Annotated in this window: 18 protein-coding genes and 1 pseudogene; all 19 read right to left on the reverse strand. The window is 26.7% G+C overall.

Translation table 11 applies throughout. From position 1 onward, the window contains the following. Positions 1-89: 89 nt before the first annotated feature. The 19 genes and pseudogenes from LEQ07_RS03070 to LEQ07_RS20615 all read right to left on the reverse strand — a co-directional run bounded on the left by LEQ07_RS03070 (position 90) and on the right by LEQ07_RS20615 (position 14,411). Positions 90-1,163, reverse strand: a complete 1,074-nt coding sequence (locus LEQ07_RS03070; RefSeq protein WP_046823811.1) for a DUF362 domain-containing protein — start codon at positions 1,161-1,163, stop codon at positions 90-92. A 220-nt stretch (positions 1,164-1,383) separates the two neighbouring features. Next, a pseudogene (locus tag LEQ07_RS03075) lies at positions 1,384-2,069 on the reverse strand (5'-methylthioadenosine/adenosylhomocysteine nucleosidase). A 355-nt stretch (positions 2,070-2,424) separates the two neighbouring features. Beyond that, positions 2,425-2,922 (reverse strand): GNAT family N-acetyltransferase, encoded by a 498-nt coding sequence (locus tag LEQ07_RS03085; RefSeq protein WP_263329489.1) that lies wholly within the window; start codon positions 2,920-2,922, stop codon positions 2,425-2,427. A 456-nt stretch (positions 2,923-3,378) separates the two neighbouring features. After that, on the reverse strand, positions 3,379-3,597 hold the full coding sequence (locus tag LEQ07_RS20595) for a hypothetical protein (RefSeq protein ID WP_332842865.1): 219 nt from the start codon (positions 3,595-3,597) through the stop codon (positions 3,379-3,381). Further along, positions 3,581-4,624, reverse strand: a complete 1,044-nt coding sequence (locus tag LEQ07_RS22830) for an endonuclease MutS2 (RefSeq protein WP_442952394.1) — start codon at positions 4,622-4,624, stop codon at positions 3,581-3,583. Before LEQ07_RS22830 ends, LEQ07_RS20595 begins: the two co-directional genes overlap by 17 nt. Beyond that, entirely contained in the window at positions 4,612-5,070 is a 459-nt protein-coding gene (locus LEQ07_RS20605) for a hypothetical protein (protein WP_332842867.1), read from the reverse strand. The genes LEQ07_RS22830 and LEQ07_RS20605 overlap by 13 nt, the downstream gene beginning before the upstream one ends. Before the next feature lie 18 nt (positions 5,071-5,088). Beyond that, positions 5,089-5,376, reverse strand: coding sequence for a CD3324 family protein (locus LEQ07_RS03095; RefSeq protein WP_332842868.1), 288 nt, complete (start codon positions 5,374-5,376; stop codon positions 5,089-5,091). Positions 5,377-5,912: 536 nt separating this feature from the next. Continuing rightward, the gene (locus LEQ07_RS03100) at positions 5,913-6,389 is read right to left on the reverse strand and encodes a DUF4825 domain-containing protein (RefSeq protein ID WP_263329490.1); all 477 of its coding nucleotides are present in this window, start codon (positions 6,387-6,389) and stop codon (positions 5,913-5,915) included. Positions 6,390-6,697: 308 nt separating this feature from the next. Then, positions 6,698-7,102 carry a hypothetical protein gene (locus LEQ07_RS03105; RefSeq protein ID WP_263329491.1) on the reverse strand — a complete coding sequence of 135 codons (405 nt, stop codon included), beginning with the start codon at positions 7,100-7,102 and terminating at the stop codon, positions 6,698-6,700. A gap of 179 nt (positions 7,103-7,281) precedes the next feature. Then, complete coding sequence (locus LEQ07_RS03110) at positions 7,282-7,590, reverse strand: hypothetical protein (RefSeq protein WP_263329492.1); 309 nt, start codon at positions 7,588-7,590, stop codon at positions 7,282-7,284. 5 nt (positions 7,591-7,595) lie between these two features. Then, positions 7,596-8,252 carry a hypothetical protein gene (locus LEQ07_RS03115; RefSeq protein ID WP_263329493.1) on the reverse strand — a complete coding sequence of 219 codons (657 nt, stop codon included), beginning with the start codon at positions 8,250-8,252 and terminating at the stop codon, positions 7,596-7,598. Between the two features lie 183 nt (positions 8,253-8,435). Next, positions 8,436-9,596 (reverse strand): iron-containing alcohol dehydrogenase, encoded by a 1,161-nt coding sequence (locus tag LEQ07_RS03120; protein ID WP_046821688.1) that lies wholly within the window; start codon positions 9,594-9,596, stop codon positions 8,436-8,438. Positions 9,597-9,744: 148 nt separating this feature from the next. Continuing rightward, positions 9,745-10,431: a ferric reductase-like transmembrane domain-containing protein gene (locus LEQ07_RS03125; RefSeq protein WP_046823985.1), complete on the reverse strand. Its 687-nt coding sequence runs from the start codon at positions 10,429-10,431 to the stop codon at positions 9,745-9,747. A 175-nt stretch (positions 10,432-10,606) separates the two neighbouring features. Then, the gene (locus LEQ07_RS03130) at positions 10,607-11,086 is read right to left on the reverse strand and encodes a dUTPase (protein WP_021430828.1); all 480 of its coding nucleotides are present in this window, start codon (positions 11,084-11,086) and stop codon (positions 10,607-10,609) included. A 97-nt stretch (positions 11,087-11,183) separates the two neighbouring features. Continuing rightward, positions 11,184-12,011, reverse strand: coding sequence for a MerR family transcriptional regulator (locus LEQ07_RS03135; RefSeq protein ID WP_263329494.1), 828 nt, complete (start codon positions 12,009-12,011; stop codon positions 11,184-11,186). An 81-nt stretch (positions 12,012-12,092) separates the two neighbouring features. Next, positions 12,093-12,989, reverse strand: a complete 897-nt coding sequence (locus tag LEQ07_RS03140; protein WP_263329495.1) for an FAD-dependent oxidoreductase — start codon at positions 12,987-12,989, stop codon at positions 12,093-12,095. 2 nt (positions 12,990-12,991) lie between these two features. After that, entirely contained in the window at positions 12,992-13,231 is a 240-nt protein-coding gene (locus LEQ07_RS20610) for a (2Fe-2S)-binding protein (RefSeq protein WP_332842869.1), read from the reverse strand. Between the two features lie 26 nt (positions 13,232-13,257). Beyond that, entirely contained in the window at positions 13,258-14,205 is a 948-nt protein-coding gene (locus tag LEQ07_RS03145) for an NAD(P)/FAD-dependent oxidoreductase (RefSeq protein WP_334307495.1), read from the reverse strand. Positions 14,206-14,234: 29 nt separating this feature from the next. After that, on the reverse strand, positions 14,235-14,411 hold the full coding sequence (locus LEQ07_RS20615) for an FAD-dependent oxidoreductase (protein ID WP_334307496.1): 177 nt from the start codon (positions 14,409-14,411) through the stop codon (positions 14,235-14,237). Positions 14,412-14,621: the final 210 nt, after the last annotated feature.

Consider the following 14,621-nt stretch of genomic DNA (forward strand, 5'->3'; position numbering starts at 1 on the left):
ATTCAAGAGTTATTTGGAGCAAAAAGAGTTTGGAAATAAATTTAAAATTAAAATGCCGCCTATAAATTCTTATAGGTGGCATTTTAATTTTAAATTTTAATCAATTCATACTCTATATTACCCATTCCCATTTCATGTGCATAGTCTATAATTCTCATTCCATTAACACCTGGATGTTCATGTTTAAATACATCATGCTTCATTTCCGCACATACCAAATCATAACAAGCTTTATCAAGTGCAACTGGATCCTTAGATGCAAGTATCCCTATATCGTGAGATATAGGTCTTCCTGACCACGGAACACAATCACAAAGTGGAGTTACATTCATAACAAATGTTATAAATCCTACTTTATCTTTTTTGTTACTAATAGCTCCATATGCATATTCAGCCATTTTTTCTACAAATATATTAGAATCAGTTGCCCACTGTATAGTTATAGCTCTAGTTGGACATACCGTTGGGCACTCTCCACATCCATAGCAAATATCATGATTTATTTTAGCTTTCTTTTCTTCTATGTTTATCGCTCCTACTGGACAAGATTTTGCACATTTATTACATCCAATACACTTATCATTATCTACCCCAGGTTTTGCATCTGAATGTTGCATTTGTTTTCCTGGTGCACTTGCACACCCCATTGCTAAATTTTTAAGAGCTCCTCCAAACCCAGCCATCTCATGACCTTTAAAATGACTCATTACAATCATTGCAGGAGAATTGTAAATTTCTCCTCCAATTTTTACTTTATCAAAATGTTTTTGATTAATTTCTACATCTGTTGAATTTCTACTATACAGACCATCCGCTATAATTATTGGGGCATTTACAACTGCATAAGCAAATCCATTTTCAATAGCCGTTGTTATATGGTCAACTGAATTTGTTCTACTCCCTGAATAAAGAGTATTTGTATCTGTTAAAAATGGTTTTCCCCCGTACTCTTTTACTTTATCAACTACTTGCCTAACCGCAATAGGACTCATATATGTAGTATTTCCTTTTTCTCCAAAATGCAATTTAACAGCTACTTGCTCATTTTCACTTATAAATTCTCGAAAACTAGCCCTTTCAAATAACTTTTTTACATTGTTCGGTAAGTTTCTACTTTGTGAGTCTGAATATAAGCTACAATAGTAAACCTTTGACATTTCCATTTAATTACCTCTCTTTTTTACTTTATATCTTTAAATATAGACTAATGCTTAGAATTTAATTCCAATATAGATTCAGATTTAAATTTTTAGTTTATATTTTTTAGAATCTTACATTGATTGTAAAAAAATACTGTATCAAATATTCTTGAGATCAACGACTATAACTTTTTAGCTATATTTTTATTGATCATACTTTTGATACAGTTTAATTATATTGTTTCTATTTTCCCATAAGATCTAACATATTTATAACCAATTTTGCAGAATTATTTGAGGCTATTATTTCAAATTCCCTATATGCTATCGCTGCATTATCATCTGCATTATCAGAAATGCTTCTTACTATTAAGAATGGTACATTGTTTATATCGCATACATGTGCTATTGCTGAACCTTCCATCTCTACGCAATATGGGCTATAATCGTTTATTAGTCTATATTTTAAGTCCGTATCAGCTATAAATGCATCTCCTGTTACCATTCTTCCTATGTGGCAATTATGACAGTTTAAACCACTACTTTCATATGCTCTAAGTGCTATATTTTTAAGTTCTTCATCTGAGTTAAAAAATTGCTTAAATGGAAAACAATTTTTCATTTGGATAGGCCTAACATCATGATATGTAATATCATCTGAAATAACAATGTCCCCAAGTTTTACATTATCATTTAAGCTTCCTGCAATTCCTGTATTAATTATTTTTTTACATTAAATTTATCTATCAATATTTGAGTACAACTTGAAGCATTTACTTTCCCAACACTGCAACTTGTAACTACAACATCTAACTCTTTATACTTACATATATAAAAATCAAATCCTGCATACTTCTCTTTTCTTTCTATGAACATATTATCCTTTATAGATTGTATTTCGATACTAGTTGATCCTATTATACCAATCATTTAACTCTATCTCCTCATTTTTCAATTAATATACTATAGTCATATATAATATTACTTACGTTGAATCATTCTAAATCTTTAGATAAAGTAAAGTTATTTTAATTTTACAGATATGTTATATTAAGGTTAATTATAGCACATTGTCATTGTCTTTTATCTAAATTGCAAAAATAATTTAGTAAAATTTTATTTAACTTAACATTTAAAAATGTTTGCTATATATCTTTAAAGAAGTCGTAATTCAAATTTAATCTATAGATTTAGATTTTTTAAGAGTATACATTATCGTTAATATTGTGAAGCACTTATTCTTCTCCCAATAATTCAAAGTAGTCTTCACGTTTTATAGAATAAATTAAATGCTCCATTTCCTTTTTTCATATATCTTTATATATTTATTTACTTGTTTCATATTTAATCTATTAGCTACGTTTTGGGAATTTATATTGTTCGTCCTTATTTGGGCTATAACTTCATTTGCATTTAACTCCTCAAAAGCATATCTAATACACTCTTTTGCTGATTCAGTCCCATAACCTTTATTCCAAAATTCCTTCTTTAGAATATACGCAATACCTATAAACTTTTCTTCTTTTATATTTTCAATTAAAGGCCCTGCAAGGCCAACCGTTTTCCCCGACATTTTTTCAGTTATTAAAAAATAGCTATACCCCTCATTTTCATACCTTTTGATATTTTCATGTATCCACTGTTCAACCTCTTCATTCGAAAACGTTTTTTCCCATGCATACATAACCTCAATATCTTGAAGTATACTTGCAATCTCTGAATAATCTCCTTTTAAAATTTTTCTAAACAATAACCTCTCAGTTTTTAAAATTGTAGTTTCCATATACCCACTCCATATACACATATATGTTTTCAAAACATTATGTCTGTATTTTTATCTATATATCAACAATAATCCTCTTATTTTTTAAGCACTAAGTCTATTATACAATATTTTTCGAATATTTTCTGTTATTTTACATAATTTTGTTTGTTTTTATTTGTTTTAACATTTACATTTATCCGAATCAACTTATTTTTTGAAAATTTCAAAATAAAATATCCATAGCATATTTTTATGCTATGGATATTTTTATTTTGATTTATTATTTTTTATTTCTTTTGAATATTTTTTAAAGCTTTTTAGAACCTCTTTTAATATCTTTTTCTAACTTTCTATTTTCATATGAAGTAAATAAACTATTAATATCATAACCATCAGGATACAACTGTGATGATTTTAAATACATCTTTATTTTCTTTATATTTATTTGAATAAATTCATTTTTGTATAAAACTTCTACATTGTTAATTTATCAACCTCTTTATGAATAATTGCATAGTCGTCTTGTTCTAATAAAAAGACCTTATCCCCTATTCTATAATCATTTTTTATTATATACTTTTCTTCTACTTCATCATTTTTTTCTATTTTGCTTCTCTTAACTAATTCTAAATTATACTGTTTATCATTAATATATAACTCAGCTCGTTTTAAAACTTTATCTCTTATTCCCATTTTTTGAAATGAATAATGCATTGCTATCTTCAGATTTACCTATAACTAATTTGTATAACGGTTCTAATGTTTCTTTATCAAATAGCATTCCTGCATTTTCAAATTCAGAATGCATATTGGCAAAATTTTTAATCTCTCCATAATGAGTAGATGCAACAACTATGCATCCCATATGATAAAACTCTTCGAGTATTGCTATCGCTAGCGAAGCTCCTTCATTTGGTTCTGTTCCGCTTCCTATTTCATCAAATAGTACCAATGTAGACTTATTACTCAAATTCATAATTTCTGCTATATTTTTTATATGAGATGAGAATGTACTAAGTGAATTTTCTATACTTTGATTATCTCCTATATCTACAAATATATTTTCAAAAACACTAATTTCAGTATCTTCTTCTGCACTTATATCAAATCCACACTGAGCTATTAATGTAAGTAATCCTACTGTTTTTAGTGATAATGTCTTGCCACCTGCATTTGGACCTGTTATTATTAAGCCTCTGTAATCTTTTCCGATCTCAAAGTCAAGTGGAATAACTTTTCCTTTTAAAAGAGGGTGTTTACCTTTTTTTATTTTTATATAACCTTTATTATTTACCAATGGTGTTATACATTTATTATTTAGACTGTGTTTAGCTTTTGCAAAAACCATATCATACTCTCCTATGATTTCCACATTCAGTTTAATTTCATCTAATTTTTCAAATATTAACTCCGTTAAATATGATAATATTTTATATTCTTCTATACTTTCATCTGATTTTAACCTAATTAAATCTAAACTAAATTTAGATACATTATTAGGTTCTATAAAAACTGTAGTTCCTTTTGATGATGAGTCTAAAATAGTACCCTCAACTTCATTTTTATACGAAGACTTTATAGGTATAACATATCTATCATTTCTCTTTGAAATTATAAATTCTTGAATATACCTTTTATTACTACTAGATGTTAAAAACTTATTTAATCTTTCTTTTATCTTGTCTTCACATACTTCAATGTTTCGTCTTATTTTTTTAATTCTTTAGAAGCGTTAGAATCAACTTTATTTCCTTTTATACTGTAGTTTATCTCATTTTCTATAAAGTCGCACTCAGCTATATTAACTGAATATGAACTTAATGTAGGTGCATAAAATTCTTTTTCGTTCATAAACTGTTTAATTTTTTTGCTGCCTCTTAAAAAGTCCTCTACTTTTATAAGTTCTATAGGATCCAAAATCATTCCTTTTTCAACTTTTTCAATAATTGAGTATATATTAAATAACCCTTCTAAAGGTATGTGGTTACTATTTAAAATTACATTTTTGGCTTCCTTATTTTCATTTAATCTCCTTTTTACTACACTTAAATTCTTGCTGGCACTTAATTTATCTATGAGATCTTTGCCTAGAGAACTAACACAATGAACTTTTACCATTTCCTTAAACTCATTTAGCTGTAGTTTTTCTAAAGTCATTTTATTCATTTGTAGCTCCTCCTAGATTTAAAGTATCCTTATCAGTTTCTTTTTTATTTTTGATATTATTTTTCTTATACTAGATTCAGATAAATTATATATGTTCACTATTTCATCAATTGAATAACCTTGTTTATATAACTTAAATATACTTTTGTTTCTAGTATATATAGCTTCTCTAGCTCCATTTTTTTGTCCCCATGGTATTTTTTCATTATTATATATAGGAATATAAATTACATCACCTTGAATATATTGTTGAATTTGTTGTAATAAATCTTGGGGTAATATATTTTTTGCATTTTTATATTTCAATTTTATAATCTCCTTTATTTTTAAGTTGTATATTCTACGAACTTAACAAATAAGGAGTTCATCTATTTGTAACTCCTTATTTGTTAAGAAGTACAACTCCCAGCTCTTTATAATTATTATTTTTCATAATTTACTCTCCTTCTATATTTTCTTTAATATATATTATTTCATATAACACATATTAGTTCAATGTAAAAAATAACTATAATTAAACTTTCCAATTTAACAAAAAATTCGCTTCGCTCATGTCGCTCAAATTTCATGTCGTCAACGTCCACTCGGTAAACTCGTGTCACGTTACTCAAACGACTCCGTCCGTTGCTCAAAATGTCATTTTTTACTTTCTCCAGAACATTTGTATAACTGTATTTCATAAATTATCCGCAAATATTAGTTAAGTATGATTTTTTAAGCGTAAAAAAAGAATCTGAGCAAATCTTAATTTTGTATGCTTAGATTCTTAAATATATATTATTTATTTTATACCTCTCCTGTTAGAAAATTTTCTAAACTTGTTTTTATTTTCTATTATTTTTCTAGTTTTTTCCATATTTATCTCCATAGGCATCAACTAACTCAGTTTTTTTATAAGTAATAGTTGATCCATCGTCTAATTCTAAATTTATAATATCTACGTTTTTTATAAGAGAAAATAAAACCATTGTATTCTTTATCATTACATCTGAAAATGGAAGAGTAATTGTTTCATTTGTACTTATAATAATTTGGGAATCCTCGAATGTTTTATAATTTAATGTAATTTCATAAGGCTTTTCCCCCGTTTTTAATTCAAACCCTTGTAAATTATCACTTGCAAGCAAATAATTTGAAATATTTCCAACAGCACTATTATCTCCTATATAAGAATCTTTATATTTTAATAGTTTTTCAACTTTTTCTCCTAATGTTATTTCGCTCTGCTCTTGACTGACTTTACTGCATCCAATTATACTGAATACTCCAATTAACATTATAACTAATAATGCTTTTAGTCTTAAACTTGTATACTTCACTTGCACCCCTCCCTAAATTCGCTCTAAGTACTAATGATTATACATAATTTGGTAACTAATTTTAATATTTGTTACCACACTGTAACTAATCTTTTTACAGCTTAATAATACCTTTTAAAATTTATAAAAATCAAAGTAAATTATTATTATTAATATATTCGTATTTTTAATTAATATTATTAAATTTCATTTATTCAAACAAATAAAAAACTATGGACTATTTTAGACCATAGTTTTTACTTAAATAATTTTTGCTAAAATTGTAAATCCAATTTGTATAACACTATATAGCATATTTATAATTACCATTATTGAAAATGAATTAAATTTTTATTATTATTATATAATGTGTATGCTGAAACAAAAATGAAAGATGGTATAAAAATTATAATTGCATAAGGTAAACTATAGTTTTGAATTCCTGAAAGTAGTATTGCAGTTATAAATGTTATCATAAATTTATTATCTGTTGACTGCCCTATAAGTTTACTAACTATAACTATTAATATAGATTCAACAATTGGTCCTATAATAACAGCTACTAAAAAATCCCATCCCAATGACATAGTCCCTGAAAATTCTAACCTCCTGTATGTGTTAGAATAAATTTTTAAAAAATCAAAAGGTACCGTAAAGACTAATGCTACTAGTATAGATAAGGCTATGAATTTACCTTCACTTACGTTGTTTATATAATCTAAAATTTTCTTCATAATGCCCTCCTTACTCTATTTTAGCATTAATTAATAATATTACAAATATATATTAAAGTCGTTTTTGACTCTGTTTAATTGATATTAATTATAATAACTATACTTTATATGTTGATAGTTAAATGTTATATTTACTTAGAAAAAATCCGAGTTAATTTAATATACTCGGATTTTTTCTTCTAAGAATTTTTCTTTTCTAAACAGCTCTCAGGATTTATATATATAACTTCCCACTTACCATTCTTATTTTTCTTGTAGTCAGCTATTTTTATATCATATCCATTAGTTAATTGATAGAAAAGCACATAATACTGATTTCCATCCTTATCTTTAAAATATACTTTTTTCTCATAACCATCTTGTTTTACTTTTACATCTCCTGATACTAAAGAACACCAATCTCTATACTTAATCTCTACTACTAGTTTGGCATCATAGTTCCAACCATGATATGGTGCACATAAATAATTCTCAGGTGCATACTGCATATCTTTTATCTTGTAAACTCCATTTTCTTTGTTAAGATAAATATATCCATAATAGTAGGCAAAACACCTTTCTTTTCATTGGTTCCTTCTATTATTTCTAATTCAACAAAATATTTTAAATCTTTTTTATTGTTTTCATCGCTAGGCAACTTATTAAGTTTAATTAAATTTATATGAAGTTTATTTTCAAATGATTTTAAATATTCTTCATAACTATGACCTTGCTTATATGAATTGGATAAAAAATTATATGCAACAGGGTAAGGCCCTCTTGTGTCCCCTAAAGATCCACATCCTGTATGATTATCTTCAGTTGGATTTGCAGCTTCTCTTAAAACACTAAAATAATTTATTATTGTATCTTCTGGAGTTTTTAAAAGATTGTTGGGTATCTTTAAGTTTATATCTTTACTACCATACATATTATAAAGAGAACTTTCATCTTTATCATTTAAAATTGGAAGTTTAGATGGTCTGAAAAATCTCTCTATAATATTTTCTTCGTCATAATTTTTTGTTCTTTTATCGCTTTTTACTTCACATTGTTTTAACTTACATCCACCTAAAATCAGGTCTTGTGTATTAACTTCATTTGCATTTGATATTATTGTGCTTCCCATTAAAGCCACTAAAATTAAAATTGTAATTTTTGTCCTTAGCATAATTAGTCTCCTTTTAGTTTTAGTAGTTTTATTATTCTCATTTTATACTTAAATAACTCATTTTTTGTTTTTTAATTTTTCGGTCCACTAATTTCATATACTATATTTTTCTATTTATAAATAAAAGCTATAGTTTTATAAATTATAAAACTATAGCTTTTATTTTAATTTAAAACAAAATAATTAAAGTGCTTTTTCTATTATTTTGCGGCTTATATTTAATCCCAAATCTCCTCTTTCTGATAAGTTTGTCATCCCATGACAATCAAGAGAATTTACAACAGTATCTACATCTTCTTCTTTAAGCCCATATACCGATAAATGAGTTGGCATATCTAAGCTTTCAAAAAACTCACGAGTTTTTCTTATTGCTATATCTATTTTTTCATCATCGCTACCTTCTTTTATATCCCATACGCGCTCAGCATATTGAACTAATTTAGATCCTTTCTCATTTCTTCTAACTTCCCAAAGTGCTGGAAGTATAGCTGCTAAGGTTTTAGCATGATCTATTCCATATAAAGCCGTTAATTCATGTCCTATTTTATGTGTTGTCCAATCTTGAGGAACTCCTGCAGCTATAAGACCATTAAGTCCCATCGTTGCGCACCAAACTAAATTCGCTCTTAAATCATAATCTATTGGATTATCTATAGTGTCTCTTCCAATTTCTATTAACGTCTTTAATATTCCTTCTGCTGTTCTATCTTGAAATCTTGCATCAACAGGATATGTAGCGTATTGTTCTAGTACATGTATATATGTATCTACTACTCCATTTGCTACTTGTGTCTTAGGCAAAGTAAATGTCAGTGTTGGGTCTAATATTGAAAATGTAGGGAATGATAAAGGACTTCTAACAGAGAATTTACCTCCATTGTAAGAAATAACCGCTCCTCCATTCATTTCTGATCCAGTTGCCGGAAGTGTAACCACTGTTCCTATAGGTAACCCCTTAGAAACTGGAACAGGTTTAAAACCATAGTTTAATAAATCTGTTTTGTCTTCACCTTCATAGTTAGCTGCTAAGTTTACAAACTTAGTTCCGTCCATTACTGAACCTCCACCAACAGCTAATAAAAAATCTATATTTTCTTTTTTAACTAATTCTGCCGCTTTTATTAATGTTTCATATTTTGGATTTGGTTCTATACCCGAAAATTCAAATATTTCACGACCTTTTAAAGCCTCTTTTACCTTGTCTAAAGTTCCAAATTTTTTAATACTTCCTCCACCATAAAGGACTAAAACTCTTGCAGCCTCTGGTATAAGTGAATTTAATTCTTCTATTTTATCTTTTCCAAATACTATTTTAGTTGGATTGTGAAAAGTAAAGTCTAACATTGTTGATCAACTCCTTATTGTCTATCTCTCTCTATATAATACCATATTTTCCTATTTTATTTTGTAACATTAAATTGACAGTAATCTTAGAATCATAAAATGGATACTTTAAATATTTAAAGTATCCATTTTATATGTTTATACTAAATTATCTATTAGTATTTTTATTTTTCAACTTATAATTTTTTATAATTTTAATTAGGAAATACCCTAAAAATAATACGGTATATATACTTAACTTAATTATATCAATCTCATCATCATTTAGAAGGGCAAGTACTATATGTACATATACTAAAAAGTAAAATGGATATGCCCACCTTTGAACCTTTTTCCAGTCTGCATATGACATTTTTGACCTAATATTTTTAAATGAAGTTATAAATAGTGGTATCATTATTATAAATGCTATTAATCCAACTATCAAATATACTATGTAAAGTGTTGTTATCGGCTTATGAACTAATATTTTATTAACAAAACGTACTAGATACATTATTCCATGTGGAAGTAAAAGTATACACCCTAGTATAGCAGATTCAGCTCTTATGCTTAATAACTTTTTTGTTAATTTCCACTTAGGATTTAATGCTCCTGCAAACATTACCAATAAGAAAAATGCTATTGATACATTTCCTTTCATAAAAGCTTTTTCTAATTCACCTATAAATCCTTGCATTTTTGTATCGCTTATTAACCTATAAATTTCATAAATCATTGTAATAGATGCTATAGCCGTAGCTATACTATAAAAAATTTTAGAATGCTTTTTTATACCTTTTGTATAAATTAGTGCGAGCGCTGCTGTGAATATTAATGAATAAACTAATCTCATGCTCATTCTCCTTTTATTTTTAGAATTTTTATCAATTCATATTTTGTATCATTTTATAATGATAATTAATTTCATTAATATTTTATTCTATTAATAATTTTTTTGTCAATAATTTTTTAATACTCAAAAGACCCCTATATCGTAATTTACGACATAGGGGTCTTTTGAGTATTAATTATTTACCTGTACTTCCAAATCCACCAGTTCTTAATTCACCAGTTTCAAAGTCGTCTCCGTCTGCTAAAAGTATTGGCATGAATATAGCTTGTCCTATACCATCACCTACTTTAACTTCCCATGATTTTTTTCCTCTATTAACTAATTTTATAAAATAATGACCTTCATTAGATTCACAATTATAATAGTCACCATCGCCTATACCTACAGTATTTGCTAATTGTATTTGATATTTAAATCCCATTCCACTTCTTGGAAATAATGCTAGCATTTCTCCAACTTGCATATATGCTTTAAAACCAGTTGGAATTACTATATCTTCTCCTGGTTCCAATGTAAAATTCAATGTACTTTTTATGTCATATCCTGCAGCAAATTTTGTTGCTCTATTGGGTAATGTTAACTCTTCATATGCTATATCTGCATTTGCTTTTTCAAATTCTGCTTTACTTACTTTTTCAAATCCTCTTACTTTCATTATGTTTCTCCTTTAAAAATATCTTTAATACTTATAATAACATATCTATTTTGTATAACAAATCAAAAAAATATTTAAAATTAGTTTTTTATCTAAGTTAATTAAGTTTCATTATAATCTCGGCAAAGTATTTGTCATTATCAATTTTTTTAGGAATATAAAAATCATATTTTATAAGCACTTCTATGTTTAATTTCTTATTATGATTAAAATATCTGTTCATCAATATTAAATACTTATGTAATTCCTCTAAATTGCCATAAAAATTAGTAGATGCAAACTTACCACAAACTATTTCTTTTGATAAATCTAATCCTTCATTTATATACTTTTTGGCTATATCTATATTCCTTTCTTCTTCTTGTATAAATAAAATACTTTCATTTTCTATAATTTCTTTATTGTTAACAACATTGTATAAAGTGTAGTAACATTCTTGATTCGTAGATTTTAAGTTTTCTTCCAAATACTTTGCATACTTTGAACTTTTTTCTTTTTCCAACATTTTCTTTATCTCAACACAATAAAATCTATACGTACTTTCATATACACTTATATTATTAAAATTATATTCATTTTCATAATTTTCTATTGTTTTGATTATTTTGTTTAAATTTTTTAATTGAGCATGTTTTCTCTTTAGTTCTTCAATCTTTTCTTCTATCATACTTTCTTGCTTTGTAATTAACTCTTTATATTCACAAAGTTCTTCACTTTCTATAGTTTCTTTTATATCAGATAAAGATATATCTAAATCTTTTGTTAAAAGAATTAAATTCAATTGATCTAAATGTTTTTGAGAATAACATCTATAGCCATTTTGTTTATTTATATCAGGCTTTAAAATTCCTAAATTGTCATAATACCTTAATGTGTCTTTACTTATTCCGAATAACTTACTTACTTGTCCTGTTGAAAGTTTCATAATATCACCTCAAAAATAATTATAGCCTATAGAACAACGCTATAGGCTATAATTATTTTTATTTACTTTATAAATTAACACTTACTTACAAACAATATTATCTATAACTTCTTTACATTCATTTTCTATATCTTCTATAGAATTGTGTATAAAGATTCCATTTCCGCATGCATATATGTTTTTTCTTGATGTCATAAATGTTTTATCAACTTGTGGACCTGTAGTTACTTGATTTAATTTAATATCACTTCTCATAGCTACTAATCCATCTGAAAGCATTTGGTTTGAAAATATCAAAGTATCACAATCTACAAATATCTCTTGATCTCCTTTAGATAACTTAACTCTATTTATTCTTCCTTGTCCATATATAGATTCTATTGAATAGTTATCATATATATTATCAGTTAATCCATAAGTATTAGCATCTTTATCAGTCGTAATAATTCCTACTACATTTATATTGTTATCTTTTAATTCCTTTTCTATCATGTACAATGTAGCATTTCCAGCTATAAGTATTTCTTTACCTGGAATCATATGAGGCATATTGAATATCTTTTTAGCCATTCCTACAGTAAGAATTCCAGAACATCTATCTCCTACCATATTTACAGGTTTTCTTGAACCTTCTTTTGCCCCATTTGAAAGTATAATATTTGTACCTTTTATTTTTTCTATACCATTTTCAGGACTAGTGCAAAGAACTTCATTATTATCCTCTATTTTTAAAACCATAGTATTTAATTTTACATCTATATCGCATTTATCTAATTTATTTAATAAACTAACTTTGTAATCTTTTCCTAATATAGTTTTTTCTTTACTTATATTATAATCACCTAAATTTAAATCTCCACCTAATACAGGGTCTTTTTCAATTAATAATATATTCTTGATTCCTTTTTCGTTAGCGTCTATAGCACATAGTATACCCGCTGCTCCACCGCCAACTATAATTAAGTCATATGCTTTCATGATTAAACCTCCTTATATCCAATAACTGTAGAAGATTTGCAGTTTTTATTTACTTTACTTATATCTATTCCTAATTCTTTACTTAATATCATGCTTATTGGAATCATGCATCCACTTCCTTGACATCCACCCATCATGGCACGAGTTCTTCTCTTGATTCCATCTAATGTCGTAGCCCCTAGTGGTCTTCTTATTGCATCAATAATCTCACCTTCTGTTACAAATTCACACTTACATATCATTTTTCCGTAAGAAGGATTTTGAGCTATTAATTTATTTTTTCTTCAATGTTTAATTCACTCATTCTAACCATTTTAGTTCTAGTCTCTTTAAAGTTTTCTTTTTCTTTTAATTGAATATTTTTAGAAACTATATCTACTACATATTTAGCTATAGCTGGCGCTGCTGTTAATCCTGGTGAGTCTATTCCTATTACATTTATGAAGTTTTTGCAATCTCTAGACTCTTCTATTATAAAATCTCCCCCACAAACTTTAGGTCTTAATCCACTGAATGTATTTAAAACTCTTGATACAGGAATGTCTTTTATAGTTTTTTGACTCTTTTCTAATATTTCATCTATACCTTCTCTTGAAGTTTCTATAGTATCACTATGTTTTGCATTAGGACCTATTAATAAATTCCCATCTACTGTTGGTGTAACTAAAACACCTTTACTTAATTTACTAGGTACTTGGAATAAAGTTTTTTCACATAATGTTCCTGCAACTTTATCAAATAAGCAATACTCACCCTTTACAGGATCAATTTCATACTTTTCATTACTAACTAAATAAGTTAAATCATCTGCTCCTAATCCTGCTGCATTTATAACTAGCTTACTTTCAACAACTTCTTTATTATCAAGTTCTATTTTATAAGAATTTAACTCTTTTTTTATATCCACTACAGAATTTCCTAGTTTAAATTCAACTCCATTTTCAACTGCATTTTCACCTAATGCTAATGTCATTTCATAAGGACTTACTATTCCAGAACTTTTTACATATAAAGCTCCAACTACATTTTTATTTATATTTTTCTCTAACTCTAAAACTTCGTCTTTATTTAAAATTTCTAATCCCTTAACACCTATTTCATCTCCATTAGCCTTTAATTCTTTTACTTTTTCTAATTCTTCTTCATTAAATGCTAGTACTAAAGCTCCATTTCTTTTAAAAGGAAATTGAAGTTTTTTAGATAAATCATCCATCATTTCATTTCCTTCTAAATTTAATTTTGCTTTTAGAGTTCCTTTTTTTCATTATATCCGCCATGTATAATACCACTATTTGCTTTTGATATTCCCTCAGCAACATCTTCGTTTTTATCTATTACTAATATATTTAAGTCATATCTAGATAACTCTCTAGCTATGGCACATCCTACTACACCTGCTCCTATTACAGTAATATCTTTCATACTGATTCCTCCTTCATAAAGAGCTTTCATATCATTTTTTGTCAAATTTTAGCTTTTCTAATTTCAAATATAGTATATACCTATTTTTACTATAAGTAAAATTTATAATTTTAATAATAATCATTATTTTTTTTAATAATAACACAATAAAATTTTAAAATTTTAGACAAAATATAGTCTCCTTAAGACGAAAAAAAAGAGATTAATTAA

This window comes from Paraclostridium sp. AKS73 (genome assembly GCF_025671395.1).
Lineage (GTDB): Bacteria > Bacillota > Clostridia > Peptostreptococcales > Peptostreptococcaceae > Paraclostridium > Paraclostridium benzoelyticum.

Bases quoted from the DNA above. Each gene is read 5' to 3' on its own strand.
- LEQ07_RS03070 (WP_046823811.1), bottom strand. From the start codon at position 1,163: ATGGAAATGTCAAAGGTTTACTATTGTAGCTTATATTCAGACTCACAA.
- LEQ07_RS03085 (WP_263329489.1), bottom strand. From the start codon at position 2,922: ATGGAAACTACAATTTTAAAAACTGAGAGGTTATTGTTTAGAAAAATT.
- LEQ07_RS20595 (WP_332842865.1), bottom strand. From the start codon at position 3,597: ATGGGAATAAGAGATAAAGTTTTAAAACGAGCTGAGTTATATATTAAT.
- LEQ07_RS20605 (WP_332842867.1), bottom strand. From the start codon at position 5,070: ATGAATAAAATGACTTTAGAAAAACTACAGCTAAATGAGTTTAAGGAA.
- LEQ07_RS03105 (WP_263329491.1), bottom strand. From the start codon at position 7,102: ATGAAGAAAATTTTAGATTATATAAACAACGTAAGTGAAGGTAAATTC.
- LEQ07_RS03110 (WP_263329492.1), bottom strand. From the start codon at position 7,590: ATGCAGTATGCACCTGAGAATTATTTATGTGCACCATATCATGGTTGG.
- LEQ07_RS03115 (WP_263329493.1), bottom strand. From the start codon at position 8,252: ATGCTAAGGACAAAAATTACAATTTTAATTTTAGTGGCTTTAATGGGA.
- LEQ07_RS03120 (WP_046821688.1), bottom strand. From the start codon at position 9,596: ATGTTAGACTTTACTTTTCACAATCCAACTAAAATAGTATTTGGAAAA.
- LEQ07_RS03125 (WP_046823985.1), bottom strand. From the start codon at position 10,431: ATGAGATTAGTTTATTCATTAATATTCACAGCAGCGCTCGCACTAATT.
- LEQ07_RS03130 (WP_021430828.1), bottom strand. From the start codon at position 11,086: ATGAAAGTAAGAGGATTTGAAAAAGTAAGTAAAGCAGAATTTGAAAAA.
- LEQ07_RS03135 (WP_263329494.1), bottom strand. From the start codon at position 12,011: ATGAAACTTTCAACAGGACAAGTAAGTAAGTTATTCGGAATAAGTAAA.
- LEQ07_RS03140 (WP_263329495.1), bottom strand. From the start codon at position 12,989: ATGAAAGCATATGACTTAATTATAGTTGGCGGTGGAGCAGCGGGTATA.
- LEQ07_RS20610 (WP_332842869.1), bottom strand. From the start codon at position 13,231: ATGATATGTAAGTGTGAATTTGTAACAGAAGGTGAGATTATTGATGCA.
- LEQ07_RS03145 (WP_334307495.1), bottom strand. From the start codon at position 14,205: ATGATGGATGATTTATCTAAAAAACTTCAATTTCCTTTTAAAAGAAAT.
- LEQ07_RS20615 (WP_334307496.1), bottom strand. From the start codon at position 14,411: ATGAAAGATATTACTGTAATAGGAGCAGGTGTAGTAGGATGTGCCATA.